Raw genomic sequence first — 25,811 nt, forward strand, 5'->3', positions numbered from 1 at the left:
CCCGCGCCTATTCCAGGGAGTTACCCACCATGAAGATGATGACGAAGCTGCTTGCGGCCTCGGCGATCGCGCTGACGCTCGGGTCGGCCGCCTCCGCGAAGACGCTGGTCTACTGCTCCGAGGCTTCTCCCGAAGGCTTCGATCCGGCGCTCTACACCGCCGGCACCACCTTCGACGCCGCCTCGCGCACGGTCTACAACCGGCTGGTCGAGTTCAAGCACGGATCGACGGAGATCGAGCCGGGCCTCGCCGAATCCTGGGACATCTCGGACGATGGCAAGACCTACACGTTCAAGCTGCGGCCGGGCGTCAAGTTCCAGACCACCGACTTCTTTACCCCGACCCGTGAGCTGAACGCCGACGACGTCATTTTCTCGTTCGAACGCCAGCTGAAGTCGGACAACCCCTGGAACAAGTACGTCAACGGCGCGAGCTGGGAGTATGCCGACGGCATGGGCTTCCCGGACCTGATCACCTCGATCGAGAAGGTCGATGACCTGACGGTGAAGTTCACCCTCAGCCGACCCGAGGCGCCGTTCATGGCCGACCTCGCGATGGACTTCGCGTCGATCATGTCGAAGGAGTATGCCGACAAGCTCGAGGCGGACGGCAAGACCGAGCTCCTCAACCAGCAGCCGCTCGGCACCGGCCCCTTCCAGTTCGTCGCCTACCAGCCGGACGCGGTGATCCGCTACCAGGCCAATCCCGACTACTGGGCCGGCAAGGAGAAGCTCGACAACCTGATCTTCGCGATCACGACGGATGCGTCGGTGCGCGCGCAGAAGCTGCAGGCCGGCGAGTGCCAGATCATGCCGTATCCGAACGCGGCCGACGTCGCCTCGATGCAGCAGAACTCCGATCTGACCGTCCTGTCGCAGGAAGGCCTGAACGTCGCCTATCTCGCCTACAACACCAAGATCGCGCCCTTCGATAAGGTCGAGGTGCGCAAGGCGTTGAACATGGCGATCAACAAGCAGGCGATCGTCGACGCGGTGTTCCAGGGCGCGGCCACCGTCGCGAAGAACCCGATCCCGCCGACGATGTGGTCCTACAACGACGCGGTGAAGGACGACGCCTACGATCCGGACGCGGCCAAGAAGATGCTGAGCGACGCCGGCGTCGAGAACCTGTCGATGAAGATCTGGGCGATGCCGGTCAGCCGCCCCTACATGCTGAACGCCCGGCGTGCGGCCGAGCTGATGCAGGCCGACCTGCAGAAGATCGGCGTCAACGCCGAGATCGTCTCCTACGAGTGGGGCGAGTATCTCTCGAAGTCGAAGGCGGAGGACCGCGACGGCGCCGTCATGCTCGGCTGGACCGGCGACAACGGCGATCCGGACAACTTCCTCGACACCCTGCTCGGCTGCGACGCGGTCGGCGGCAACAACCGCGCGCAGTGGTGCGACAAGGAGTTCGACGATCTGGTGAAGAAGGCCAAGCAGGCCTCCGACCAGGAGCAGCGCGCGAAGTTCTACGAGCAGGCTCAGGTCGTGTTCAAGGAAAAGGCGCCCTGGCTGACGATCGACCACTCCAAGGTCTTCATGCCGATGCGCAAGCAGGTCACCGGCTTCGTGCAGGACCCGCTCGGCTACCACCGCTTCGACGGCGTCGACATCGCCGAGTAAGCGCGGGCTCCGCGACGATCACCGGATGGGGCGGCCTTTGCCGCCCCATTCTCGTTCCGGCCGGAGAAAAATCTGCGGATCAGATGCGACCGCCTGCGGAAGCGGTCTTTTGAATCGCTTTAAATCCGTGCTGAAATCTGCTTTCAAGCGGCCTTCGCCCGCAGCCGCCCGATCGGGCGGCCTTGGGATCCGTTTCCCGAACCGCTCGATACGTTCTCCCGAAGGGGAGCCGGACGCCGTCAGACAGGACCGATGCAGCGCTTTCTTCTCTCCCGCATTGCGGTGCTGATCCCGACCTTCATCGGGGTTTCCATCGTCGCCTTCTCCTTCATCCGGCTGTTGCCCGGCGATCCGGTGCAGCTGATGTCGGGCGAGCGCGTGATGGCGCCGGAGCGGCACGCCGCGATCATGCACCAGCTCGGCTACGATCGGCCGATCGTGATCCAGTACCTGGATTACCTGTGGGGCCTGCTGCACGGTGACTTCGGCACCTCGATCGTGACCAAGCGCGGCGTCGTCGGCGAGTTCTTCACGCTGTTTCCGGCGACCGTCGAGCTGTCGCTCTGCGCGATCGTGATCGCCGTCGCGCTCGGCATTCCCGCAGGCGTCATCGCGGCCGCCAAGCGTGGCTCGTGGTTCGACCAGGGCGTCATGGGGGCGGCGCTGGTCGGCTATTCGATGCCGATCTTCTGGTGGGGCCTGCTGCTGATCATCCTGTTCTCCAGCGTCCTGAAGCTGACGCCGGTCTCGGGCCGCATCGGCTACGAATTCTTCTTCACCAACGGCACCGGCTTCATGCTGATCGACGCGCTCGCCTCCGGTCAAAAGGGCGCCTTCGCTTCCGCCGTTTCGCATCTCATCCTGCCCTCGGTGGTGCTGGCGACGATCCCGCTCGCGGTGATCGCCCGGCAGACGCGTTCGGCGATGCTGGAGGTGCTCGGCGAGGACTATGTCCGCACGGCGCGGGCCAAGGGCCTCTCGACCTACCGCGTCATCGGCCTGCATGCGCTGCGCAACGCGCTCATTCCCGTCGTCACCACGATCGGCCTGCAGGTCGGCGTGCTGCTCGCCGGCGCGATCCTGACGGAATCGATCTTCTCCTGGCCCGGGATCGGCAAGTGGATGGTCGATTCGGTGTTCCGCCGCGACTATCCGGTGGTGCAGGGCGGGCTCCTGCTGATCGCGATGATGATCATGATCGTCAACCTGGTGGTGGATCTCCTTTACGGGGTGATCAATCCGCGCGTGCGCGCACGCTGAGGAGGTCCAAATGAGCCATATCGAAGCCCAGGAAGCGGCCGAAGGGGTCGGGGCCGACATCCCGACCAGGCGAGCGAAGCGCAGCGTGCGCCGGCAGATGCTGGCCGAGTTCTGGTCCTATTTCAGCGAGAATCGCGGGGCGCTGGTCGGCCTCGTGGTGTTCGGCCTCGTCGTGCTGATCGCCTTTGCCGCGCCGCTGATCGCGCCGCACTCGCCGATCGCGCAGAACCGCGACGCGCTGCTGGTGCCGCCCTTCTGGCAGGATGGCGGCAGCACGGCCTATCTACTCGGGACCGACGCGGTCGGGCGCGACATCCTCTCGCGGCTGATCTACGGCTCGCAATATTCGCTGTTCATCGGCGTTCTCGTGGTGGTGATCGCCGTCACCGTCGGCATCGCCGTCGGCCTCATCGCCGGCTATGTCGGCGGCTGGCTCGACACCGCGATCATGCGCGTCATGGACGTGATCCTCGCCTTCCCCTCGCTGCTCCTGGCGCTGGTGCTGGTGGCGGTGCTCGGGCCAGGCCTGGTCAACGCGATGATCGCGATCGCCCTCGTCCTGCAGCCGCATTTCGTCCGGCTGACCCGCGCCTCGGTGATGGCCGAGAAACAGCGCGACTACGTCACGGCGGCGCGCGTCGTCGGCGCGAGCCCGCTGCGGCTGATGCTCGTGACGATCCTGCCCAACTGCCTCGGGCCGCTGATCGTGCAGGCGACGCTGTCCTTCTCGAACGCCATCCTCGATGCGGCGGCACTCGGCTTCCTCGGCATGGGCGCACAGCCGCCGACGCCCGAATGGGGCACGATGCTCGCCGAGGCGCGCGAGTTCATCCTGCGCGCTTGGTGGGTCGTGACCTTCCCGGGGCTGGCGATCCTGATCACGGTGCTCGCGATCAACCTCGTCGGCGACGGCCTGCGCGACGCGCTCGACCCGAAGCTCAAGCGGAGTTGAGGTGGGCGAATGGCTCGGACCCGCCGTCACGGCAGCCGTCATCTCGTCGCTGATCGCCGCGATCGGCTGGTATGTGAGCTGGCGCACGGCGAACGGACTCGAGCGCCGGCGCCGGCGGGAACGGGTGCGCGACGTCCAGACGGCGCTGCTCGCCGAGATCCGCTCCATGGTCTTCCATCTCGGGCAGTACGATCCGGCGCAGGTGATGGTCGGCGCGAGGTCTCAGCTGTCCGCCGATCCCGCACACACGCCTTTCGTGCCGCGCGAGCCGGGTGCGCCGCTCTATGAGGCCGTCGTGAAGGAGATCTCGATCTTGCCGAACGCGGTGATCGATCCGGTCGTCCTGTTCTACCGGCAACAGAACGTCATCGCGCAATTTGCCGAGGATCTCCGCTCGGAGCGGTTCCAGCAGCTCAAGGCGGAGCAGAAGCTTGCGATGATCGAGGACTACCTCGCCCTGCGAGGCTACGCCGCCGCGTTGGGGCGCGATGCGATGCTCGCCCTGGACCCGCGGTCCAGCGCGCTGGCTAGTAGATCGGCCGCGGACCCGTCGGCCCAGCAATCGGCTTCGGACGTTGAGGCTTCGTCGAGGTCATGACGCATCTTTCCGTTCGTCGCCAATATATGCCCTCCAAGTCTGTGATGTAAGAGCGATGTCCCTTCTCTCCATCCGCAACCTCTCCGTCACGTTCCGGACGGCCTCCGGCCCGTTCAAGGCCGTCGATGGTGTCGACATATCGGTCGAGCCCGGCGAGGTGCTCGGCATCGTCGGCGAGTCCGGCTCCGGCAAGTCGGTGGCGATGCTCGGCCTGATGGGCCTCCTGCCGCCCACCGCCACCGTCACCGCCGACGAGATCGCTTTCCAGGGCCGCGACCTGCGCGGCCTGTCGCGGCGCGAGCGGCGCAAGATCATCGGCAAGGACATGGCGATGATCTTTCAGGAGCCGATCGCCAGCCTCAACCCGTGCTTCACCGTCGGCCAGCAGATTGGCGAGACGCTGCGCGAGCATCTCGGTCTCGACAAGGCGGCGCGGCGCGAGCGGACCCTCGAGCTGCTGCGCAAGGTCGGCATCCCGGAGCCGGAGCGGCGCATGCGGGCCTTTCCGCACCAGTTGTCCGGCGGCATGAGCCAGCGCGTGATGATCGCGATGGCGATCGCCTGCGAGCCGAAGCTGCTGATCGCCGACGAGCCGACGACGGCGCTCGACGTGACGATCCAGGCGCAGATCCTCGACCTGCTGCTCGACCTGCAGCGCGAGCGCGGCATGGCGATGATCCTGATCACCCACGACATGGGCGTGATCGCCGAGACCGCCAACCGCGTCGTGGTCCAGTATGCCGGCACTCAGGTCGAGCGGCAGCAGGTGGTCGATCTCTTCGACGAGCCGCGGCACCCCTATACGGCGGCGTTGCTCGCCGCGATGCCAGAGCGGGCGCGCGGCGGCCGGCTGCCGACGATCCCGGGGGTGGTGCCGGGGCAGGGCGACCGGCCGACCGGTTGTCTGTTCAACCCGCGCTGTCCGAAGGCCGACGAGCGCTGCCGCACGGTGCAGCCGCCGCGCCAGCCGCGCGAACTCGGCGAAGCGCTCTGCCACTATCCGCTCGGCGCCGACCCGCGTCGGCCAGAGGACATCCCGCCGGGCTTCGGACCGGACGGTCTCGCCGGATTCGAAGGCGGCGCCCGCCCGTCCGACATCACGCCCGACATGAGGGGAGCGGCTCGATGAGCCCCATCGTCATCGCCGACAAGGTCGGCCAAACCTATTCCATCTCCCGCGGTGCCTTCCGCCCGACGGCCGATCTCAAGGCGGTGCAGGAGGCGAGCTTCGAGGTCTCGGCCGGCGAGACGCTGGCGATCGTCGGCGAGTCGGGCTGCGGCAAGTCGACCCTGGCGCGCATGCTGACGATGATCGAGACGCCGACGAGCGGCACGCTCACCATCGACGGCATCGATGTCGCGACCGCCGGGGCGGCTGAGCTGAAGCGGCTGCGCTCGACGGTGCAGATCGTCTTCCAGAACCCTTACGGCTCGCTCAACCCGCGCCAGAAGGTCGGCGCGATCATCGAGGAGCCGCTGAAGATCAACACCGACCTGTCGGCCGCCGAACGACGGGCGAAGGCCGAGAAGCTGCTGGCCGAGGTGGGCCTGCGCCCCGAGCACTACAACCGCTACCCGCACATGTTCTCCGGCGGCCAGCGCCAGCGCATCGCGGTCGCACGCGCCATCGCGCTGGAGCCGAAGATCCTCGTCCTCGACGAGCCGGTCTCGGCGCTCGACGTCTCGATCCAGGCGCAGATCCTGAACCTCCTCGCCGACCTGCAGGAGCGGCTGGGGCTCACCTACATCTTCATCAGCCACGACCTGTCGGTGGTCCGGCACGTCGCCGACCGGGTGATGGTGATGTATCTCGGCCGGCCGATCGAGATCGCCCCCGTCGAGACGCTCTACACCGACCCGCAGCATCCCTACACCCGCGCGCTGCTCGCGGCGACGCCAGCGGCGCGGCCGGGCCAGCGCGGCGAGCGCGCGAAGCTGGTGGGCGAACTGCCGTCCCCCTTCAATCCGCCCAAGGGATGCGCCTTCAACCCGCGCTGCCCGTTCGCCGACGAGCGCACCCGCACCGAGCGGCCGACGCTGAAGCGCCACGGCAAGACGATGGTCGCCTGCTTCGCGGTGGAGGAGGGACGCCTGCCGCCGCCGTCGCCGCGCGAGCATGCCGAAGCCTAGATCCGGAGCACCGCACTCACGGCCTTGCCCTTGACCTTCCAGCCGCTGGAAGCCCCATCTGTCGGTGGATAGACAGAAAGGCCGAGGCATGCTGCAGACGTTGGAAAAGCCGGGTGCTGCCAAGACGGCGGTGCTCTACCGCATGGTGATGGAGAAGCACACCTGCCCGTATGGGCTGAAGTCGCTCGACCTGCTGAAGCGCCAGGGCTACGCGGTCGAGGACCATTGGCTGACGACGCGCGCCGAGACCGACGCGTTCAAGGCCGAGCACGACGTCCGGACGACGCCGCAGACCTTCATCGGGGGGCAGCGGGTCGGTGGCTATGACGACCTGCGCCAACATTTCGGCAAGCCGGTGCGCGATCCGAAGGCGGTGACCTATCGGCCGGTGATCGCGCTGTTCGCGATGGCGGCGCTTATGGCGCTGGCGGCCAGCTGGGCGGCCTTCGGGACGCTTCTGACGGTGCGCGCGGCCGAGTGGTTCATCGCCATCTCGATGTGCCTGCTGGCACTGCAGAAGCTGAAGGACGTCGAGAGCTTCGCCACGATGTTCCTCGGCTACGATCTCCTGGCGCAGCGATGGGTGCCCTACGGTCGGGTCTATCCCTATGCGGAAGGGTTGGCCGGTGTGCTGATGATCGCCGGTGCGCTGACCTGGCTTGCGGCCCCCGTGGCGCTGTTCATCGGCGCTGTGGGTGCGGTGTCGGTGTTCTATGCAGTCTACGTCCAGAAGCGCGAACTGAAATGCGCCTGCGTCGGCGGCGACAGCAACGTGCCGCTCGGCTTCGTGTCGCTGACCGAGAACGTGATGATGGTCGCGATGGCGCTCTGGATGGGCGGCCGGATGCTGTTCTGATCGTCCGGCGCCCGAGCGCGGCAGATCCAATCCAGGCCCGACTACGCCGCGGATGGCCGCTCGCGCTCCTGACGAGGCGACTGGAGAACGCCTTCGTACAGGCCGGGTGGTTTGCCCACCATTCTCATTGGTAAGTGAGCACTTTATTAGCTCCCGCCATCTAGATTGCAGGTCAATTTCCCCGCCCAGTCCGGCGCGAATGCGTCACCGGAGGCGCTCCATTGGACCTTGCAAACGGCATGCCAGCGCCGGTGAACGAGCGGTCTGCGGCCGATGCAGGCCAGGGGCACGACGACCTTCTGCGCGGCCGGCAGATCTTTGCCGTCGAGCAGAACACCGAGCGGGGCCTCGTTTCGTTCGGCGTCGCCGCCACCTTCGCCACGGTGTTGTTCCACCGCGAGTGGGGCGGGACGATCCTCGCCTGGTATCTCTGCGTGCTGGGCTTCTGTGCCATCCGCTTCGCGGTAATGCGCCGGACCATCGGCCGTACGCCAAGCCCGATGGGGAGGGCAGCCGAGCGCCAGCTGATCGCCTGGGCCGCCCTGTCCTCGCTGGTGATGACGAGCCTTCCGGTCTTCGTGTCGATGCAGAGCGAAGGCCTCAGCTTCGCGTTCATGCTGGCGCTCGCGCTCGGCACGTTCTGGAGCGGCTGCTTCGTCTTCGCCCCGGTGTTCGGCGCGGCCATCGCCTTCATGCTGGTCGAATTGGTGCTGGCCGTCGCCGCCGGGTTCTATGCCGGGCTCGACTGGCAGCGCGGCATGCTGATGGCGCTGTTTGCCTGCGGCGTCGGCGGTGCGATCCACATCATCCGCCAGCACTCGGAGCTGTTCCGGCATTCCGTCGTCCAGCAGCTCGATCTGGAGCAGAACACCGAGGTCATCGGCCTGCTGCTGCGTGAGCACGAGGACCAGTCGAGCGACTGGCTCTGGCAGACCGATGCCGCCATGCGCTTCGTCGAGCCCTCGCGACGGTTCCAGGATGCCTTCGCCATGAGCGATGCCGCGCTTCGCGCCTCGAGTCTGGAGGTGCTGCTCGCCGGCTCGTCCGGAGGCGAGGCTGCGGTAGGACAGGTGCGGCTGCGCGACGCGGTCGTCGCCCGCCAGTCGTTCCGCGACATGGTGGTGTGCTGCGGATCGGCGGGCGAGGAACGCTGGTTCAACCTGTCCGGGCGGCCGGTCTTCGTCGAGGGCCGCTTCATCGGCTATCGCGGCGTGATGGCCGACGTGACCGCCGCCAAGCGTGCCGAGGCGCGCGTCATCCACCTCGCCCACCACGATCCGCTGACCGATCTGCCGAACCGCGCGCAGTTCGCGGCGGTGCTCGACCGCGCCTTCGCGGCGAACCGCGCCTTTGCCCTGATCAGCCTCGATCTCGACGGCTTCAAGCCGGTGAACGACTGCTATGGGCATCCGGTCGGCGACGCGCTCCTGATGGAGGTGGCGCGGCGGCTGCGCCGACTGCTCGGCGCCAACGACTTCATCGCGCGGCTGGGAGGCGACGAGTTCGCGATCAAGACCCTCCGGCACGACCAGGAGTCGGTGGAGAGCTTCTGCCGGCGCATCCTCGAGGTGATCGCCGAGCCGCTGACGATCGATGGCTACACCGTCGCCGTCGGCGCCAGTGTCGGCGTCGCCATCGCGCCGGTGGACGGCGCCAGCCGCGAGGAGATCACCAAGAGCGCCGACGCCGCGCTCTACCGCGCCAAGCAGGGCGGGCGCGGAACCTTTCGCTTCTTCGCAGCGGAGATGGACCAGCAGCTCCAGGAGCGCCAGCGCCTCGTACAGGCGCTGCGCGTCGCCGTGGCACGCGAGGAACTCCGGCTCTACTTCCAGCCCTTCATCGACGCCAGGACCGGCGTCGTGACCGGCTGCGAGGCCCTGATCCGCTGGCAGCACCCGACGCGCGGCCTGGTTCCGCCGGCCGACTTCATACCGCTTGCCGAGGAAAGCGGTCTGATCGTTCCGATCGGCGCGTGGGTGATCGAGGAGGCATGCCGGCAGGCGGCGACCTGGCAGGGCGGGCAGCGGGTGTCGCTGAACATCTCGCCGGTGCAGTTCAAGGACCGGGACCTGCCCGAGCGGATCCTTGCGGCGCTGACGCTGTCGGGTCTCTCGCCGAGCCGCCTCGAACTCGAGGTGACCGAGACGATCCTGATCGACGATGCCGATGCCGCGCTCGACAGCCTCCGGCGCATCCGCGCGCTCGGCGTGCGCGTGGCGCTCGACGACTTCGGAACCGGCTACTCCTCGCTCAGCTACCTGCGTCGTTTCCCCTTCGACAAGATTAAGATCGACCGCTGCTTCGTCAGCGATCTCGACAGCCGGCCGGACAGCCAGGTGATCGTCCGGGCGATCCACGACATCGCCGTCGGCCTCGGCATGACGGTCACCGCCGAGGGCGTCGAGACCGCCGAGCAGGCCCAACAGCTCCGCATCACCGGCTGCGACGAGTTCCAAGGCTTCCTCTACAGCAGGCCGAGGCCGGCCGCGGATCTCTGGGACATCATGGACCGCCGCTACGCCGCCTGACGTCCGTGGACGGGAGAAGAGGCCGGTGCTGCGCGCGTGCTCAGCCGCCCGGCCCATGCCGGTTCAGCGCGCCGACGATCTCGGCAGGGCCGATCTTGCCGAGGATCCGCCCGCCCTTCGACACCACGACGTCGCCGCGATCGTCGCCGATCGCCGCCATGACGAGGCGCAGCGGCGTCCCTGGTTCGGCGACACGAGCCACCCGCGAGGGCCCGGCGCCGTCGGCGATCGGACGCATCACGTCGCCGGCGGTGAGGACGTTGAGCGGGTTCATGTGGGCGACGAACTCGGACACGTAGTCGTTCGCCGGCCGCAGCACTATGTCCTGCGCGGTGCCGTGCTGGACGATGCGCCCGCCTTGCATGATCGCGATCCGGTTGCCGATCTTGAACGCCTCGTCGAGGTCGTGGCTGACGAAGACGATGGTCTTCCGGAGCTTGGCCTGGATCTCCAGCAGCTCGTCCTGCAGCCGCGCGCGGATCAGCGGGTCGAGCGCGGAGAAAGGCTCGTCCATCAGGAGGATCGGCGCGTCGGTGGCGAAGGCGCGGGCAAGGCCGACGCGCTGCTGCATGCCGCCGGAGAGTTCGCCGACGCGGCTGTCGGCGCGGTCGGCGAGGCCGACCGTCTCGAGCTGATCCATCACGCGGGCGCGCCGATCGCGCTTGCTCATGCCGGCGAGCTCGAGCCCGAGGCCGACATTCTCGGCGACCGTGCGCCAGGGCAGCAGCGCGAAGTGCTGGAACACCATCGCCACCTCGTGGCGTCGCAACTCGCGCAGCCGCTGCCGGCCGCACTGCGCGAGATCCACTGCCCCCTTGCCGGTGTCGACGAGAACACGACCGCGGGTGACCGCGTTGAGCCCGTTGACGGCGCGCAGCAGCGTCGACTTGCCCGACCCGGACAGACCCATCAGCACGGCGATCTCGCCGGCCGCGACGTCGAGCGTCGCATCGGCGACGCCGATCAGACAGTCGCTCTTCTCGCGCACCGCCTCGCGGCTGAGTCCTTGATCGACGTAGGGCAGGGCGCTCTGCGGCTTCTTGCCGAAGATGATCGAGACGTTGTCGAAGCGGACGGCGGGGGCGCTCATCGGTTCTCCTCGATGCGGAAGAAGCGGTCGAGGATGATGGCGAGAAGCACGATGGCGAGGCCCGACTCGAAGCCCATGCCGATGTTGATCGTGTTCAGCGCGCGCACCACCGGCTTGCCGAGCCCGTCGGCGCCGACGAGCGCCGAGATCACCACCATCGACAGCGACAGCATGATGGTCTGGGTCAGGCCGGCCATGATCTGCGGCAGGGCGTAGGGGATCTCGATCTTGAGGAGCCGCTGCATCGAGGTCGCGCCGAAGGACTCCCCGGCTTCGAGAAGCTGGGTCGGCGTCGAGGCGATGCCGAGCCGCGTCAGGCGGATCGGGGCGGGCAGGGCGAAGATGACGGTGGCGACGAGGCCGGGCACCATGCCGAGCCCGAACAGGATCAGCGCCGGGATGAGGTAGACGAAGGTCGGGATCGTCTGCATCAGGTCGAGGATCGGCCGCAGGATCTTGTAGACCCAGTCGCGCCGCGCCGCTGCGACCCCGAGCGGCACGCCGATGATCATGCAGACGGCGGTGGCGGCGATGACGAGAGCCAGCGTCTCGGTCGTCTCCTTCCAGTAGCCGAGATTGATGATCAGCAGGAAGCCGGCGGCGGTGAAGGCGGCGACCGCGAACGAGCGCCGCATCGCGAAGGCGATCAGCGCGAAAGCGGCGACCACCACGAAGGGATGCGGCCACTGCAGCACGAACAGGATGCCGTCGATGAAGGTCGACAGCGCCCGTTGCAGCGCGTCGAAGACAAAGGTGAAGTTGAGCGTCAGCCAGTCGACGAAGGCGGCCGCGTAGGTGCCGATCGGCAGGTGATGGTCTTCAAGCCATTGCAAGGGGAAGCGCGCCTTCCGCGTGTGTCACCGGACAGGCGGCGGCCGGAACGGCCGCCGCCTGAGCTTTGAGGAGAGGGTGAGGCTCAGGACTGCCCGAGATGGGCCTTCACGGCGGCGAGCCCGTCCTTGCCGTCGAGCGTCGTGACGCCATCGAGCCAGGTCGAGAGCTGATCCGGATGCTCGCCGAGCCAGGCCTTGGCGGCGGCGTCCGGCTGATTGCCGTCGTCGAGGATGGTGGCCATCACCGCGTTCTCGATGTCGAGCGAGAAGGTGAGGTTCTTGAGGAGCTTGAAGACGTTCGGACAGGCGGTCTCGTAGCCTTTGCGCACGGCGGTGTGGACGGTGGCGCCGCCGAAGTCCGGGCCGAAGACGTCGTCGCCGCCGGACAGATAGGCGAGCTCGAAGTTCTTGTTCATCGGATGCGGCGCCCAGCCGAGGAAGACGATCGGCTGCTTCGAGCGGTTGGCGCGGGCGACCTGCGCGAGCATGCCCTGCTCGGACGACTCGACGAGATCGAAGCCCTTCAGCCCGAACTTGTCGTCCTTGATCATGTCGAGGATCAGGCGGTTGCCGTCATTGCCGGGCTCGATGCCGTAGATCTTGTCGTCGAGCTTGTCCTTGAACTTGGCGATGTCGGAAAAGTCGTGCAGGCCCTCGTCGTAGAGATATTGCGGCACGGCGAGCGTGTACTTGGCGCCGGTGAGGTTGGTGTTGATGTCCTCGACCGAGCCGTCGTCGAGATATTTCCGAACGTCGGCTTCCATGGACGGCATCCAGGTGCCGAGGAAGACGTCGATGTCCTTGTTTTTCAAGGATGCGAACGTGACCGGCACCGACAGGATCTTGGTGTTGGTCTCATAGCCGAGCCCTTGCAGGATCTCGCTGGCGAGCGCCGTCGTCGCGGTGATGTCGGTCCAGCCGACATCCGAAAAGCGCACCGGCGAGCAGGAGGCGTCGTCGGCGATGCTGGCGCCGGTCGAAAGAGCGAGGGCGGCGGCGGCCGCCAGAATGGTCTTGCTGATCTGCATGTGATCCTCCGTTGCTGGCTTTGGGCAGGCGGCGTGCCAGGCCGCATGAATGGAGCGCGCTGCTGCGGTGCGATTGGGCAAGCCCAGGATCGCAGCAGTCTTGGCGGGGAGTCGCCACCGCGCTTGTATGATGGCGACATCATCGATTGTCCACCCGACATCTGCGCCGGAGCTTCGCTGAAGCGGCCGCGTATACGGCCCCGTATCGTGCACGTCGCTGCCGTCAGAGGCTGATGCTGCCGGTGTTCTTGATCTCCTCCATGACGGCGTAGGTGTGGGTCTCGCGCACGCCCGGCAGGTTGAGGATCGCCTCGGAGAGGAAGCTGCGATAGGCGCTCATGTCGGCGACCCGGGCCTTGATCAGGTAGTCGAAGCCGCCGGCGACCATGTGGCACTCCATGATGTCCGGATTGGCCTTGGCCGCTTCGGCGAACTGTCCGAAGACGTCGTCGCTGGTGCGGTCGAGCTTGACCTCGACGAAGACGATGAGGCCGCGCCCGAGCTTCTCGGGCGAGAGGCGCGCGCCGTAGCCGAGGATAAAGCCCTCACGGGTCAGCCGCTTGACCCGCTCGGCGGTGGCCGTCGGCGAGAGGTGGATGCGCTCGGCGAGCTGCAGGGTGGTCAGCCGGCCATCGGCCTGCAGCTGGCGGAGGATCTGGCGGTCCTTCGGGTCGAGCATCGTGAATTTCTTCGCCCAACGGGGTGCTAGTGGTGATTTCGACGGTTGAAGCCCGTTTCATTGGCGAGATCAACCGCTGCGGTTTTTGCTACATCTGCGCCTGACGAACCGGAGCCTGCCATGTCCGCACCGCTGCCCTTTGCCGCCCCTTACGCGCCCGACGAAGCCAAGGTCGTCGCCGACCTCCTGCAGCGGACACAGCGATGGGACACCGACGAGGCGAAGGTCGAGCGGCGGGCGCGCGGCTTCATCGAGACCATCCGCAAGGGGGCCGGCGGGATCGGCGGCGTCGAGGACTTCCTGCGCGAGTTCGGCCTGTCGACCCGTGAGGGCCTGGCGCTGATGGTGCTGGCCGAGGCGCTCCTGCGCGTGCCCGACCCGCATACGCAGGACCGCCTGATCGAGGACAAGATCGGCGCCGGCGGCTGGGACACGCGCGAGGGCGCCGAGGACCGCATGCTGACCGCCGCCTCGGCCTGGGCGCTCGGCGTCTCGGCCCGCATCATCCGGCCGGGCGAGACGCCGTCCGGCGTCATGCGCGGCCTCGTCAAGCGGATCGGCGCGCCGGCGGTGCGCACCGCCACGAAGCAGGCGATGCGCTTTCTCGGCCGGCACTTCGTGCTCGGCGAGACTATCGAGGACGCGCTGGAGCGGGCCCGCGGCTTCGAGAAGAAGGGCTACCGCCACTCCTACGACATGCTGGGCGAGGGCGCCCGCACCGCCGCCGACGCGGAGCGCTACTTCAAAAGCTATGCCGACGCGATCGAGACGATCGGGCGCAAGGCCGGCAACAAGGCACTGCCCGACCGGCCGGGCATCTCGGTCAAGCTCTCGGCGCTGCATCCGCGCTATTCGGCGGTGAAGCGCGAGCGCGTCCTGGCGGAACTGGTGCCGAAGCTCGCCGAGCTCGCCGAGAAGGCGAAGTCCTACCAGTTGAACCTCACGGTCGACGCCGAGGAGGCCGACCGGCTGGAGCTGTCACTCGACGTCATCGACGCGGTGGTGCGACGCGCGGACTTCCGCGACTGGGACGGTTTCGGGCTCGCCATCCAGGCCTATGGCAAGCGCGCGCTCGCCGTGATCGACCATGTGGACGCGCTGGCCGCCAGCGCCGGCATTCGCATGATGGTGCGCCTCGTCAAGGGCGCCTACTGGGACTCCGAGGTCAAGCACGCGCAGGAGCGCGGGCTCGACGACTTTCCGGTCTACACCCGCAAGGCGGCGACCGATCTCTCCTATCTCGCCTGCGCCGAGGCGCTGCTCGACAAGCGGCCGCGGCTCTATCCGCAGTTCGCCACCCACAACGCGCTGACCGTCGCGACCATTCTCGAAATGGCCGGCGCCAAGCCGTCCGGCTTCGAGTTCCAGCGCCTGCACGGCATGGGGGAGGCGCTCTACGAGGCGGTGCGGGAAAGCATCAAGGGCGAGGTCGCCTGCCGCATCTACGCGCCGGTCGGCGGCTACCGTGACCTTCTCGCCTATCTGGTGCGGCGGCTCCTCGAGAACGGCGCCAACTCCTCCTTCGTGGCACGCGTCGGCGACTCCGACGTGCCTGTGGAGGCGCTGCTCGAACATCCGCGCGATCTCCTGAAGAAGGCGCCGGTGCGCCATCCCGCGATCAAGCTGCCGCTGCAGCTCTTCGGCGGTCGCACGAACTCGCGCGGCGTCGAGTTCGGCGACCGGCGGGCGCTGGCGGCGCTCCTGTCGGAGCGGGACCAGGCGCGCCTTCGTGACCTCGCGGTCGGCGAGGGCGACGGCACGGCGACGGAGATCCGCTCGCCGGCCGACGGATCGAAGGTCGGCACGAGCCGCGGGCTCGACGCATCCGCCGCGTCCGCCGTGATGGCGCGTGCCGCCAAGGCCGTGGCTGCGGCGGGACGGGTGCCGGCAGCCGAGCGGGCGAGCGCCCTGCGCCAGGCCGCCGACGCGATGGAGGCTCAGCGCGGTCGGCTGCTGGCGCTTCTCGCCCGCGAGGCCGGCAAGACGATCGACGATGCCGTCGCCGAAATTCGGGAGGCCGTGGATTTCTGCCGCTTCTACGCCGACGAGGCCGAGCGGCTGTTCGCGCAGGGCGTCGCCCTTCCGGGACCGACGGGCGAGGACAACCGCCTGATCTATCGCTCGCGCGGGGTCGTCGTGGCGATCTCGCCCTGGAACTTTCCCCTGGCGATCTTCATGGGGCAGGTCGGCGCGGCGCTCGCCGCCGGCAACGTCGTCGTCGCCAAGCCCGCCGAACAGACACCGCTGACCGCCGCCGCCGCCGTGGACATCCTGCACGAGGCTGGCTTCGGCCGGGAGGTGCTGCATCTGGCGCCCGGCGACGGGGCGACCGGCGCGGCGCTCGTCGGCCACCCCGCGACGTCGGCGGTCGCCTTCACCGGCTCGACCGAGACGGCATTTTCCATCAACCGCGCGCTCGCCGCCCGGCCGAGCGCGATCGCGCCGCTGGTCGCAGAGACCGGCGGCATCAACGCCCTCATCGCCGACGCCACGGCACTGCCCGAGCAGGTCGCGGACGACGTGATCCTGTCGGCGTTCCGTTCCGCCGGTCAGCGCTGCTCGGCGCTGCGGCTCCTGTTCCTGCAGGAGGACGTCGCCGATCGCATCGGCGCGATGATCGCGGGCGCGGCGGCGGAGCTGACGGTCGGCGATCCGGCCGATCCTGCGACCGACATCGGGCCGGTGATCGACGGCGAGCAGAAGGCGATGCTGGAAGCCCATCTTCAGCGAATGCGGCGCGAGCAGCGTGTCACCTTCGCCGGCACGTTGCCGGCCGGCCTGCCGCAGGACGGGCACTGGATCGCGCCGCACATCGTCGAGATCAAGAAGCCGGAGGACCTCGGCGAGGAGGTGTTCGGGCCGATCCTCCACATCGTGCGCTGGAAGGCGGGCGAACTCGACAAGGTCTGCGAGGCGATCGAGCGCACCGGCTACGGGCTGACGCTCGGCGTTCACAGCCGCATCGACGAGACGATCCGCCAGGTGACCGAGCGGCTCACCGTCGGGAACATCTACGTCAACCGCAACATGATCGGCGCCATCGTCGGCTCGCAGCCCTTCGGCGGCTCGGGCCTCTCCGGCACCGGACCGAAGGCCGGCGGCCCGAACTATGTCGCGCGGTTCGCCCGCGAGCAGGTGATCTCGGTGAACACCGCGGCGGCGGGCGGCAATGCCAGCCTCATCGCGATGGACGCGGGCTGACGAGCGGCGGATGGCGGCGGTCGCCGCCATCCCCGATCCTGGGTGGCTCGGCGAGAGGCCTGCCTCAGGCGGTCTCCTCGATGTCGAAGCGCGCGACCTTGCCGTTCCTGAAGCGGAAGACGTGCAGGACGGTCTTGTCCTTCAGCCCGTGCGTCTGACCCTCCAGCGGATTGCCCTCGAGGTCGCGGATCGTCTGCAGGACCTCGGCCACGACGACGTCGTCGGCGCGGCGGGTGAAGCCGACGGGCTCGACGTGCGGATCGACCATCGACCACTGCCGGGTCCAGTAGTCCCGGATCCCTTCGTGGCCCTGGACGTGGCCGCCGTCCATGCCGTTGGCCCAGGCGACGTCGTCGGCGAGGTCGGCCAGGACGCCGTCGATGTCGCGCGCGTTGAAGCGCCGGTAGAGGCGGTTGAGGAGATCGGTTTCGGCATCCATGATAGGGTCTCCGGCTGTGTCCGCATTTGCGTCGGCGGACCAGAAGTTACATATGTGCATATGTATTATGCCGAGGCGGCTTACAAGGGGGACCCATGGATCTCGTGGTGCTGGCAACGCCGGGACATCTGATCACGTTGGCGCAGCGGGGGTTCGCCCGGCTGAGCGAGGCGAGGCTGAAGCCGCTCGGCTTCGGGATCGGGCATCTGCCGGTGCTGGTGGCCCTGCGGGAGGGTGTGGCGAACACGCAGCGCGATCTTGCCCGCTTCGCGCGGACCGAGCAGCCGCCGATGGCGCAGATGCTGGCTCGGATGGAGCGCGACGGCCTCATCCGACGCACGCCCGATCCCGCCGACCGGCGAAGCAGCCGCGTCGCGCTGGCCGAGACCGCCGAAGACCGCCTGCCGGACGCCATCGCGGCGCTGCTCGCCGGCAACCGTGAGGCGCTGGCCGGCTTCAGCGACGCCGAGGCGGCGCAGTTCGTGGCGATGCTGCAGCGGGTGATCGCCAATCTCGACCAAATTGCAGGCGCCGAACCGCAGGCTGCGGGCGGGCGCGGCGGAGGCGCACCGGCCGACGATGCGTGAGGTGAACAGGATGGCTCCCGGGCCGGCGCCGTGAGCCCGCACAACTGCGCGCAATGAGCTCACAAGCCTCGCGACAGCCCTCGGTGCGGGAGTGTTCCTGCAGGCCGACGTGGACATGGGTCCTTCCTCCCTGACCCTTCTCGCGATGCCTGCGGTCGAAACGGTCGATGTGTCCTCCCAAGCGTCGCAGATGTTCGACATGAGACCCGGGCGCTCTCCCACGCCCGGGTCTTTCCGTTCATTCACGGCTATTCGACGCGCACCGTTTGGCGTCGATTGGGCAAACCGCTATGGTCCCGCCGGTCGCAGATCGGGAGCGAAGGGCGCGGAATGACGGGGATCAAGTCGGACATCGAGATTGCGCGCGCGGCGCAGAAGCGGCCGATCGGGGAGGTCGGCGCGATGCTCGGCATTCCGGACGACGCGCTGATCCCTTACGGCCGCGACAAGGCCAAGCTCGACGCCGGGTTCATCCGCTCGCTCGGCGAGCGCGCGAACGGCAAGCTCATCCTCGTCACCGCGATCAACCCGACGCCGGCCGGCGAGGGCAAGACGACGACGACCGTCGGGCTCGGCGACGGCCTCAGCCGCATCGGCCGCAAGGTCGCGATCTGCCTGCGCGAGCCGTCGCTTGGACCCTGCTTCGGCGTGAAGGGCGGCGCGGCCGGCGGCGGACATGCGCAGGTCGTGCCGATGGAGGACCTGAACCTCCACTTCACCGGCGATTTCCACGCCATCACGGCCGCGCACAATCTCCTGGCCGCCATGGTGGACAATCACATCCATTGGGGCAACGAGCAGGGTATCGACGTCAGGCGCTTCGTCTGGCGGCGGGTCGTCGACATGAACGACCGGGCGCTGCGCGACGTCGTCCTCTCTCTCGGCGGGGTCGGCAACGGCTTCCCGCGTCAGGGCGGCTTCGACATCACCGTCGCCTCCGAGGTGATGGCGTGCCTCTGCCTCGCCACCGACCTTGCCGACCTGCAGCGGCGACTCGGCGACATGATCGTCGCCTATCGCCGGGACAAGACGCCGGTCTTCGCCAAGGATATCGAGGCGGACGGAGCGATGGCCGTGCTTCTCAAGGACGCGATGCTGCCGAATCTCGTGCAGACCATCGAGAACACCCCGGTGCTCGTGCATGGCGGCCCCTTCGCCAACATCGCGCATGGCTGCAACTCGGTCGTCGCCACGAAGGCGGGGCTGAAGCTGGCCGACTACGTCGTCACCGAGGCGGGCTTCGGCGCCGATCTCGGGGCCGAGAAGTTCTTCGACATCAAGTGCCGCAAGGCCGGGCTGAGGCCGGCGGCGACCGTGCTCGTGGCGACCGTGCGCGCGCTGAAGATGAACGGGGGCGTCGCCAAGAGCGAGCTCGGCCGCGAGGACGTCGCGGCGGTCACGGCCGGCTGCGTCAATCTCGGCCGCCACATCGGCAACATCCGCAAGTTCGGCGTGCCGGTGGTGGTGGCGATCAATCACTTCGTCTCCGACACTCCGGCCGAGATCGAGGCGGTGCAGGCCTATGTCGCCGGCCTCGGCGCGGAGGTCTTCCTGTGCCGGCACTGGGCCGAGGGGTCGGCAGGCATCGAACAGCTGGCGCGCCGCGTGGCCGAACTCGCCGATGCCGGCGAGGCCGCGTTCGCGCCGCTCTATCCGGACCGGATGCCGCTCGCCGAAAAAATCGAGACCGTGGCGCGCGAGATCTATGGCGCGGCCGGCGTTTCGATCGGGCCGGCGGTGCTCGACCAGCTGCAGACCTGGGAGGCGGAGGGCTACGGCGACCTGCCGGTCTGCATGGCGAAGACCCAATACTCCTTCTCGGCCGACCCGACGCTGCTCGGGGCGCCGAGCGGCCACACCGTGCCGGTGCGCGAGGTCCGCCTCTCGGCCGGTGCCGGCTTCGTCGTTGCGATCTGCGGCGACACGCTGACGATGCCCGGCCTGCCGCGCCGCCCATCGGCAGAGCGGATCTACCTCAACGAGGACGGGCAGATCGAAGGGCTGTTCTGATGTAGAGGCTCAATCTCTTCATGGAGAAATGGCATGGCATCAGAATTAGATGCTTCGTTTGAGCTGATCGGTAGAGTCTTTGAGAAGCTGATCAAGGCTGGATTGCGGAAGATCCCGCTACACGCCCATGATTTCGAGCAAGAAGTAGACAGAATTCTATTTCGCGACGTCATGTCATTTCTCAAAGATGAAGGCTTGATTCGGGTTGGTGCGGAATTAGTGTCGGGTGATTATGTATTTGTGCAGCTTACTGGAGCAGGTATCGCAGCCGTAGAAAGTCAAAAGTTTGAGAATTGCAAGACCGTTAGATCAGAAGTTGAACGAGGCAATCTATCCAGCGAAGCGTATGGCAGAATTGGCGCTTTCGTCGGCGGCCTGATAGGCGGTGCTACTACCGCCTTGGGTGGATAAGTAGCTTACGCCCCGAGGCTCTGGATGAAGCGCTGCGTGCGCGGCTCCTGCGGCGCGCCGAACAGCTGATCGGGCGCGCCGTGCTCGACGATCTCGCCGCCCTCGAGGAAGGCGACGTGCTGCGCGACGCTGCGCGCGAGCCGGAGATCGTGCGTCGCCATCAGCATGGTCGCGCCTTCGGCGGCGAGGCTGCGCAGCGTGTCGACCACCTCCGTCGCGAGTTCCGGATCGAGCGCGGAGGTCGGTTCGTCGCAGAGGATCAGCGCCGGCGAGGGCGCGAGCGCGCGGGCGATCGCGACGCGCTGCTGCTGCCCGCCGGACAGCGTCGCCGGCCATGCCTCGGCCTTCTCGGCCATGCCGACCTTGGTCAGGAGCTCCATCGCCCGCGCACGGGCGCGCTCCTTCGGCCACTTCTGCACGGTGACGAGACCTTCCATCACGTTTTCCACCACGCGGCGGTGCGGGAAGAGCTGGAAGTTCTGGAAGATCATGCCGGTGCGCCGGCGCAGCTTCAGGATGTCGGTCTGTGACGGGCGGCGGGTCTCGCCGAAGGTCAGGCTGACGTCGCCGAGTTCGACCGTGCCGCGCTCTGGGATCTCGAGCAGGTTGGCGCAGCGCAGGAGGGTCGACTTGCCGCTGCCGGACGGGCCGATGAGCGCCGTCACCGCGCCCTTGGCGACGACGAGGTCGACGCCCTTCAGAACGGTGTTGCCGGAGAATCGCTTCTCGATGCCGGAGAGACGGATCATCGGGCGCGCTCCATGAAGCCGCCATAGCGGCCGAAGGTCTGCTCCAGCCGGCTCTGCAGCACCGAGAGCACCGAAGAGAAGACGAGGTAGATGAGCGCCGCCTCGATGTAGAGGATCAGCGGCTCGTAGGTGACGGCGACGATGCGCTGCGCCTGCTGGAACAGCTCCGGCACGGTGATCGCCGCGGCGAGCGAGGTGTCCTTCACGAGCGAGATGAACGAGTTGCCGAGCGGCGGCACGGCGACGCGCGTCGCCTGCGGCAGGATCGTGCGGGTCATCGCCTGGCGGGTCGTCATGCCGATCGAGTAGGCCGCCTCCCACTGACCTTTGTTGATGGAGGTCAGCGCGGCGCGGATGATCTCAGAGGTGTAGGCGCCGACCGAGAGGGTGAAGCCGATCAACGCCGCCGGGAAGGCGTCGATCAGGATGCCGGCGCTCGGCAGGCCGTAGAAGATGACGAAGAGCTGTACCAGCAGCGGCGTGCCGCGGATGATCCAGACATAGAAGATCGCGATCGCGGCGAGCGGCCCCGGCGCGAACAGGCGCGTGACGGCCGTCAGGAGGCCGACCAGAAGTCCGAACACGAAGGACAGGATCGCCAGCGGCACGGTGAAGATCAGACCGGCGCGGACCAGCGGCCAGAGCGAGGTCAGCATCAGTTGCAGCCAGTCGGGCACGGCAGATCTCTCGCGACGCGGAACACGGATTTTCCGCGGGCGGCACCATGCGCGCCGCCCGCGGTCAGGATCGAACTAGGCGTTCTGCCGCTTACTGCGAGACGTCCTCGCCGAAATAGGCGTCGGCGATCTTCTGGTAGGTGCCGTCGGACTTGATGTCCTTCAGCGCCGCGTTGATCGCGGCGACGAGCTCGGGGTTGTCCTTCTGGACGATGACGCCCGACGGCGCGCCGTCCTCGCGGCTCGCCACGACCTTCACCGGCGCATTCGGCTGGTGCTTCTTGAAGTCGAGGAAGGAGAGACTGTCGTTGATGGTGGCGTCGGCGCGTCCGGTGAGGACGAGCTGGATCGACTGGTCGAAGCCCTCGGTGGCGACGAGCGAGGCGCCGGCCGCCTCGGCCATGCGGCCGTAGTTCGAGGTCAGCGACTGGGCGGCCCGCTTGCCCTTCAGGTCGTCGAAGCTCGTGATGGCGGCGTCGTCGTTCTTGACGACCAGCACGGCCTTGGAGGTGATGTAGGGGTCGGAGAAGTCGAAGCGCTGCTTGCGCTCGGCGGTGATCCCGACCTGGTTGATCACTGCGTCGTAGCGGTCGGCGCCGAGGCCGGCGATCAGGCCGTCCCACTTGCCCTCGACGAACTCTGCCTTGACGCCAAGCCGCTTGGCGATCGCCTCGCCGATCTCGACGTCGAAGCCGACGAGCTTGCCGCTCTGGTCGTGAAAGGTGAAGGGGGCATAGGTGCCCTCGGTGCCGATACGCAGGGTGCCCGCCGCCTTGACGTCGGCGAGGCTGCCGGCGAGGGCGGGTGCGCTGGCGAGAAGGGCGAGGGTGAGGGCGGCGAGGAGACGGGTCATGGCGAGAGCCTTCGAGTGGTGATCGTTGCCGCCTAGATCGGCCGGACTCTCGGCGTTTCCAAGGAACGGAATTCTCCCGCTCAGGGCGATGAGGGATTTGCGTTCCTGGAGCATCGCTAGGGGCAGCCTCATTGATCGAAGCTACTCTCCCGGAGCTTCGCCGCCGCGCGGCGCCGTGCTAGGTCCGAGCGCGTAGCGGAGGAGGACCGGGTCATGGCCGAGGAGATCGTTTTCTACACCAATCCGAAGTCGCGCGCGCGGACGGTGCGCTGGATGCTGGAGGAGGTCGGGCAGCCCTATCGGGCGGAGGTGCTCGACTTCGGCCCGCCGATGAAGACGGCGCAATACCGAGCGGTGAACCCGATGGGCAAGGTGCCGGCGATCCGGCACGGCGCTACGGTCGTGACCGAGGTTGCGGCGATCTGCGCCTATCTCGCCGACGCCTTTCCGGAGGCGGGCCTTGCGCCAACCGCGAGCGATCCGGCGCGCGGTCCCTATTACCGCTGGCTGTTCTTCAGCGCCGGGCCGGTCGAGTATGCGCTGATCGACAAGGCGCTCGGCGTCAGCGTTCCGAGCGAGCGCCGCGGCATGGTCGGCTATGGCTGCTACGAGGACATGGTCGAGACGCTCGACCAGCTGCTCTCGGGCACGGACTACGTCGCCGGCAACCGCTTCACGGCCGCCGACCTCTGCCTGGGCGCCCTGCTCAACTGGACCATGGCCTTCGGCATCATGGACAAGCGGCCGAGCTTCGAGCGCTACGTAAGTCGGCTGACGGAGCGGCCCGCCTACGGGCGCGCGACTGCCATCGACGAGGCGCTGATCGCGGAGGCGACGCAACCACCCTCCGTCGCCTGAGCCTCAGGTCGTTCGTCGAAGGCCATTGCCCTTCCCGTCAAGTCGGGGTATCGCTTTCACCATGTCGATCGCGCGCAACCTGAATGGCTGGTGGTGGGTCCGCTTGTAGCGGCCTCGCACTGACGCGCGCGTTCGAGTGAAAGGGCCGCTACGGATCACCTCCGGCGGCCTTTTTCGTTTGCGGCGCCGGTCGGTCCGGGCGGATGTTCGGAGGAAGCGGAACCATGGCTTTGGAACGGCTCGATAGCGGCGCCGAGTGCTACGTGACGGCAGGCGGCATCGCCGTGACCCGGCGACGGGATCCGGTGCCTTATGCAGGCGCCATCGATCCCTATGTCGAGCGGCTGAACACCCGGCTCGGTGCGGTGTTTTCCTCCAACTACGAATACCCCGGTCGCTACACCCGCTGGGACACGGCGATCGTCGATCCGCCGCTGGTGCTGACCTCGGCGGCGCGCAGCGTGACCATCGAGGCCCAGAACCCGCGCGGCGAGGTGCTGCTCGGCTTCGTCTCCGAGGCGCTGGACGGACACGAGGACGTTGCGGAAATGAGCGTTGCCGCTCAGCGCCTCGAGCTGACGGTCAAACGGCCCGACCGCGCCTTCACCGAAGAGGAGCGCTCGCGGGTTCCCACGGTGTTCTCGGTGCTGCGCGCAATCACCGCCCTCTTCAAGGCGGCCGAGGACGAGGTGCTCGGCCTCTACGGCGCCTTCGGCTACGACCTCGCCTTCCAGTTCGATCCGGTCGAGGAGACGCTGCCACGTCCCGGCGATCAGCGCGATCTCGTCCTGTTCCTGCCGGACGAGGTGCTGATGGTCGACCACTATACGGCGACCGCCTATGTCGAGCGCTTCGACTTTGCCAGAGGCGGCCGGACGACCGCGGGGCTTGCCGGCGGCGGCAGCGACGCGCCGTTCGTTCATGCCGACCGTATCCCGCCGCGCGGCGACCACAAGCCCGGCGAATACGCCGAGCTGGTACGCCGGGCCAAGGAGAAGTTCATGCGCGGCGACCTCTTCGAGGTCGTCCCCGGCCAGACCTTCTACGAGCGCGCGGAGGGGCGGCCATCGGAGATTTCCAAGCGGCTGAAGGCAATCAATCCCTCGCCCTACTCGTTCTTCATCAATCTCGGCGGCAACGAGTTCCTGATCGGCGCCTCGCCCGAGATGTTCGTGCGGGTCAACGGCCGGCGGGTGGAGACCTGCCCGATTTCCGGCACGATCAAGCGCGGCGACGATGCCATCTCCGACTCCGAGCAGATCCTGAAGCTGCTCAACTCCAAGAAGGACGAGTCGGAGCTGACGATGTGCTCCGACGTCGACCGCAACGACAAGAGCCGGGTCTGCGAGCCGGGCTCGGTGCGGGTGATCGGCCGGCGGCAGATCGAGATGTATTCGCGCCTGATCCATACGGTCGACCACATCGAGGGCCGGCTGCGCGAGGGGATGGACGCCTTCGACGCCTTTCTCAGCCACGCCTGGGCGGTCACGGTGACCGGTGCGCCGAAGCTCTGGGCGATGCGCTTCATCGAAAAGAACGAGAAGAGCCCGCGCGCCTGGTATGGCGGCGCGGTCGGCATGATCCACTTCAACGGCGACATGAACACCGGCCTGACGTTGCGGACCATCCGCCTCAAGGACGGGATCGCCGAGGTGCGGGCCGGCGCCACCCTGCTCTACGACTCCAATCCGGAGGAGGAGGAGGCCGAGACCGAACTCAAGGCCTCGGCCATGCGCTCGGCGATCCGCGAGGCGGGCACGCCCAACGCGGGCGAGCGCGAGCGGACGGGCGCCAATGTGGGCGAGGGGCTGAAGATCCTCCTCGTCGACCATGAGGACTCCTTCGTGCACACGCTCGCCAACTACTTCCGCCAGACCGGCGCGGAGGTTTCGACCGTGCGCACGCCGGTGCCGGCCGAGATCTTCGATCGCGTCGCGCCGGATCTCGTGGTGCTGTCGCCGGGGCCGGGCAACCCGTCCGACTTCGACTGCAAGGGCACGATCGCAGTGGCGCGCAAGCGCGGCACGCCGATCTTCGGCGTCTGCCTCGGCCTGCAGGCGCTCGCCGAGGCCTATGGCGGCACGCTGCGCCAGCTGCACGTGCCGGTGCACGGCAAGCCGTCGCGCATCCGCGTCAGCAATCCCGGCATCATCTTCTCGGGCCTGCCGAACGAGGTCACGGTCGGGCGCTATCATTCGATCTTCGCCGACCCGGTGCGCCTGCCGAAGGACTTCGAGGTGACGGCCGAGACCGAGGACGGCGTCGTCATGGCGTTCGAGCACCGCAGCGAGCCGGTGGCGGCCGTGCAGTTCCATCCGGAGTCCATCATGAGCCTCGGCGGCCAGGCCGGCCTCAGGATGATCGAGAACATCGTCGCGCATCTGGCGCGCCGTGCGCGCGAAAAGGCCGCGTGAGCAAGCTGTCGTCAAAGCCGCACGGGAAGGCCG

At 67.8% G+C, this 25,811-nt stretch carries 22 protein-coding genes; 14 read left to right on the top strand and 8 right to left on the bottom strand.

Going from position 1 to position 25,811, the window contains the following annotated elements:
- The first annotated feature begins 29 nt into the window (after window positions 1-29).
- From NPA30_RS02050 to NPA30_RS02085, 8 genes are all read left to right on the top strand, one after another.
- The gene (locus NPA30_RS02050; RefSeq protein WP_256800663.1) at window positions 30-1,625 is read left to right on the top strand and encodes an ABC transporter substrate-binding protein; all 1,596 of its coding nucleotides are present in this window, start codon (window positions 30-32) and stop codon (window positions 1,623-1,625) included.
- A 252-nt stretch (window positions 1,626-1,877) separates the two neighbouring features.
- Entirely contained in the window at window positions 1,878-2,885 is a 1,008-nt protein-coding gene (locus tag NPA30_RS02055; RefSeq protein WP_256800664.1) for an ABC transporter permease subunit, read from the top strand.
- Between the two features lie 10 nt (window positions 2,886-2,895).
- Window positions 2,896-3,837, top strand: a complete 942-nt coding sequence (locus tag NPA30_RS02060) for an ABC transporter permease subunit (protein WP_256800666.1) — start codon at window positions 2,896-2,898, stop codon at window positions 3,835-3,837.
- A 1-nt stretch (window position 3,838) separates the two neighbouring features.
- Window positions 3,839-4,435, top strand: coding sequence for a hypothetical protein (locus NPA30_RS02065; RefSeq protein WP_256800667.1), 597 nt, complete (start codon window positions 3,839-3,841; stop codon window positions 4,433-4,435).
- 55 nt (window positions 4,436-4,490) lie between these two features.
- Window positions 4,491-5,564, top strand: coding sequence for an ABC transporter ATP-binding protein (locus NPA30_RS02070; protein ID WP_256800668.1), 1,074 nt, complete (start codon window positions 4,491-4,493; stop codon window positions 5,562-5,564).
- Entirely contained in the window at window positions 5,561-6,565 is a 1,005-nt protein-coding gene (locus tag NPA30_RS02075; protein ID WP_256800669.1) for a dipeptide ABC transporter ATP-binding protein, read from the top strand. Before NPA30_RS02070 ends, NPA30_RS02075 begins: the two co-directional genes overlap by 4 nt.
- 88 nt (window positions 6,566-6,653) lie before the next feature.
- Window positions 6,654-7,421 carry a glutaredoxin family protein gene (locus NPA30_RS02080; protein WP_256800670.1) on the top strand — a complete coding sequence of 256 codons (768 nt, stop codon included), beginning with the start codon at window positions 6,654-6,656 and terminating at the stop codon, window positions 7,419-7,421.
- Between the two features lie 221 nt (window positions 7,422-7,642).
- Window positions 7,643-9,949, top strand: coding sequence for a putative bifunctional diguanylate cyclase/phosphodiesterase (locus NPA30_RS02085; protein ID WP_256800671.1), 2,307 nt, complete (start codon window positions 7,643-7,645; stop codon window positions 9,947-9,949).
- A gap of 40 nt (window positions 9,950-9,989) precedes the next feature.
- Here NPA30_RS02085 and choV read toward each other — a convergent pair whose 3' ends face one another.
- The 4 genes from choV to NPA30_RS02105 all read right to left on the bottom strand — a co-directional run bounded on the left by choV (window position 9,990) and on the right by NPA30_RS02105 (window position 13,579).
- Window positions 9,990-11,039, bottom strand: a complete 1,050-nt coding sequence (gene choV / locus NPA30_RS02090) for a choline ABC transporter ATP-binding protein (protein WP_256800672.1) — start codon at window positions 11,037-11,039, stop codon at window positions 9,990-9,992.
- Window positions 11,036-11,872 (bottom strand): choline ABC transporter permease subunit, encoded by an 837-nt coding sequence (gene choW, locus NPA30_RS02095; protein ID WP_256800673.1) that lies wholly within the window; start codon window positions 11,870-11,872, stop codon window positions 11,036-11,038. Before choW ends, choV begins: the two co-directional genes overlap by 4 nt.
- An 83-nt stretch (window positions 11,873-11,955) precedes the next feature.
- Window positions 11,956-12,900 carry a choline ABC transporter substrate-binding protein gene (locus NPA30_RS02100; RefSeq protein WP_256800674.1) on the bottom strand — a complete coding sequence of 315 codons (945 nt, stop codon included), beginning with the start codon at window positions 12,898-12,900 and terminating at the stop codon, window positions 11,956-11,958.
- A gap of 223 nt (window positions 12,901-13,123) precedes the next feature.
- Window positions 13,124-13,579 carry an Lrp/AsnC ligand binding domain-containing protein gene (locus NPA30_RS02105; RefSeq protein ID WP_256800675.1) on the bottom strand — a complete coding sequence of 152 codons (456 nt, stop codon included), beginning with the start codon at window positions 13,577-13,579 and terminating at the stop codon, window positions 13,124-13,126.
- A gap of 120 nt (window positions 13,580-13,699) precedes the next feature.
- Between NPA30_RS02105 and putA the strand changes: the two genes are divergently transcribed.
- On the top strand, window positions 13,700-16,780 hold the full coding sequence (putA, locus tag NPA30_RS02110; protein WP_256800676.1) for a bifunctional proline dehydrogenase/L-glutamate gamma-semialdehyde dehydrogenase PutA: 3,081 nt from the start codon (window positions 13,700-13,702) through the stop codon (window positions 16,778-16,780).
- 64 nt (window positions 16,781-16,844) lie between these two features.
- Here the strand turns inward: putA and NPA30_RS02115 are convergent, their stop codons facing one another.
- A complete protein-coding gene (locus NPA30_RS02115) occupies window positions 16,845-17,219 on the bottom strand; it encodes a nuclear transport factor 2 family protein (RefSeq protein ID WP_306228648.1) in 375 nt (124 codons plus the stop codon).
- Window positions 17,220-17,314: 95 nt separating this feature from the next.
- Here NPA30_RS02115 and NPA30_RS02120 point away from each other — a divergent pair, with 95 nt between their 5' ends.
- From NPA30_RS02120 to NPA30_RS02130, 3 genes are all read left to right on the top strand, one after another.
- A complete protein-coding gene (locus NPA30_RS02120) occupies window positions 17,315-17,806 on the top strand; it encodes a MarR family winged helix-turn-helix transcriptional regulator (protein ID WP_256800677.1) in 492 nt (163 codons plus the stop codon).
- A gap of 330 nt (window positions 17,807-18,136) precedes the next feature.
- The gene (locus NPA30_RS02125) at window positions 18,137-19,816 is read left to right on the top strand and encodes a formate--tetrahydrofolate ligase (protein WP_256800678.1); all 1,680 of its coding nucleotides are present in this window, start codon (window positions 18,137-18,139) and stop codon (window positions 19,814-19,816) included.
- Window positions 19,817-19,849: 33 nt separating this feature from the next.
- Window positions 19,850-20,227: a hypothetical protein gene (locus NPA30_RS02130; RefSeq protein WP_256800679.1), complete on the top strand. Its 378-nt coding sequence runs from the start codon at window positions 19,850-19,852 to the stop codon at window positions 20,225-20,227.
- A 5-nt stretch (window positions 20,228-20,232) separates the two neighbouring features.
- Here NPA30_RS02130 and NPA30_RS02135 read toward each other — a convergent pair whose 3' ends face one another.
- From NPA30_RS02135 to NPA30_RS02145, 3 genes are all read right to left on the bottom strand, one after another.
- Window positions 20,233-20,976 carry an amino acid ABC transporter ATP-binding protein gene (locus NPA30_RS02135; protein WP_256800680.1) on the bottom strand — a complete coding sequence of 248 codons (744 nt, stop codon included), beginning with the start codon at window positions 20,974-20,976 and terminating at the stop codon, window positions 20,233-20,235.
- The gene (locus tag NPA30_RS02140) at window positions 20,973-21,653 is read right to left on the bottom strand and encodes an ABC transporter permease subunit (protein ID WP_256800681.1); all 681 of its coding nucleotides are present in this window, start codon (window positions 21,651-21,653) and stop codon (window positions 20,973-20,975) included. Before NPA30_RS02140 ends, NPA30_RS02135 begins: the two co-directional genes overlap by 4 nt.
- Before the next feature lie 91 nt (window positions 21,654-21,744).
- On the bottom strand, window positions 21,745-22,506 hold the full coding sequence (locus NPA30_RS02145; RefSeq protein ID WP_256800682.1) for an amino acid ABC transporter substrate-binding protein: 762 nt from the start codon (window positions 22,504-22,506) through the stop codon (window positions 21,745-21,747).
- A gap of 213 nt (window positions 22,507-22,719) precedes the next feature.
- On the opposite strand from NPA30_RS02145, the gene NPA30_RS02150 reads away from it, so the two are divergent.
- Together NPA30_RS02150 and NPA30_RS02155 are read left to right on the top strand one after the other, a co-directional pair.
- Complete coding sequence (locus tag NPA30_RS02150) at window positions 22,720-23,364, top strand: glutathione S-transferase family protein (protein WP_256800683.1); 645 nt, start codon at window positions 22,720-22,722, stop codon at window positions 23,362-23,364.
- Between the two features lie 224 nt (window positions 23,365-23,588).
- Entirely contained in the window at window positions 23,589-25,778 is a 2,190-nt protein-coding gene (locus tag NPA30_RS02155; protein WP_256800684.1) for an anthranilate synthase, read from the top strand.
- The last annotated feature ends 33 nt before the right edge of the window (window positions 25,779-25,811 follow it).

Source organism: Mangrovibrevibacter kandeliae (assembly GCF_024519155.1).
Taxonomy (GTDB): Bacteria; Pseudomonadota; Alphaproteobacteria; order Rhizobiales; family Rhizobiaceae; genus Mangrovibrevibacter; species Mangrovibrevibacter kandeliae.

Excerpts from the sequence above, each read along its gene's own strand:
- NPA30_RS02105 (WP_256800675.1), bottom strand. The coding sequence starts at position 13,579 with ATGCTCGACCCGAAGGACCGCCAGATCCTCCGCCAGCTGCAGGCCGAT.
- NPA30_RS02150 (WP_256800683.1), top strand. The coding sequence starts at position 22,720 with ATGGCCGAGGAGATCGTTTTCTACACCAATCCGAAGTCGCGCGCGCGG.
- NPA30_RS02100 (WP_256800674.1), bottom strand. The coding sequence starts at position 12,900 with ATGCAGATCAGCAAGACCATTCTGGCGGCCGCCGCCGCCCTCGCTCTT.
- NPA30_RS02135 (WP_256800680.1), bottom strand. The coding sequence starts at position 20,976 with ATGATCCGTCTCTCCGGCATCGAGAAGCGATTCTCCGGCAACACCGTT.
- NPA30_RS02055 (WP_256800664.1), top strand. The coding sequence starts at position 1,878 with ATGCAGCGCTTTCTTCTCTCCCGCATTGCGGTGCTGATCCCGACCTTC.
- NPA30_RS02155 (WP_256800684.1), top strand. The coding sequence starts at position 23,589 with ATGGCTTTGGAACGGCTCGATAGCGGCGCCGAGTGCTACGTGACGGCA.
- choV (WP_256800672.1), bottom strand. The coding sequence starts at position 11,039 with ATGAGCGCCCCCGCCGTCCGCTTCGACAACGTCTCGATCATCTTCGGC.
- NPA30_RS02130 (WP_256800679.1), top strand. The coding sequence starts at position 19,850 with ATGGCATCAGAATTAGATGCTTCGTTTGAGCTGATCGGTAGAGTCTTT.
- NPA30_RS02080 (WP_256800670.1), top strand. The coding sequence starts at position 6,654 with ATGCTGCAGACGTTGGAAAAGCCGGGTGCTGCCAAGACGGCGGTGCTC.
- NPA30_RS02075 (WP_256800669.1), top strand. The coding sequence starts at position 5,561 with ATGAGCCCCATCGTCATCGCCGACAAGGTCGGCCAAACCTATTCCATC.
- NPA30_RS02070 (WP_256800668.1), top strand. The coding sequence starts at position 4,491 with ATGTCCCTTCTCTCCATCCGCAACCTCTCCGTCACGTTCCGGACGGCC.
- NPA30_RS02060 (WP_256800666.1), top strand. The coding sequence starts at position 2,896 with ATGAGCCATATCGAAGCCCAGGAAGCGGCCGAAGGGGTCGGGGCCGAC.
- NPA30_RS02125 (WP_256800678.1), top strand. The coding sequence starts at position 18,137 with ATGACGGGGATCAAGTCGGACATCGAGATTGCGCGCGCGGCGCAGAAG.
- NPA30_RS02145 (WP_256800682.1), bottom strand. The coding sequence starts at position 22,506 with ATGACCCGTCTCCTCGCCGCCCTCACCCTCGCCCTTCTCGCCAGCGCA.
- NPA30_RS02050 (WP_256800663.1), top strand. The coding sequence starts at position 30 with ATGAAGATGATGACGAAGCTGCTTGCGGCCTCGGCGATCGCGCTGACG.
- putA (WP_256800676.1), top strand. The coding sequence starts at position 13,700 with ATGTCCGCACCGCTGCCCTTTGCCGCCCCTTACGCGCCCGACGAAGCC.
- NPA30_RS02115 (WP_306228648.1), bottom strand. The coding sequence starts at position 17,219 with ATGGATGCCGAAACCGATCTCCTCAACCGCCTCTACCGGCGCTTCAAC.
- NPA30_RS02120 (WP_256800677.1), top strand. The coding sequence starts at position 17,315 with ATGGATCTCGTGGTGCTGGCAACGCCGGGACATCTGATCACGTTGGCG.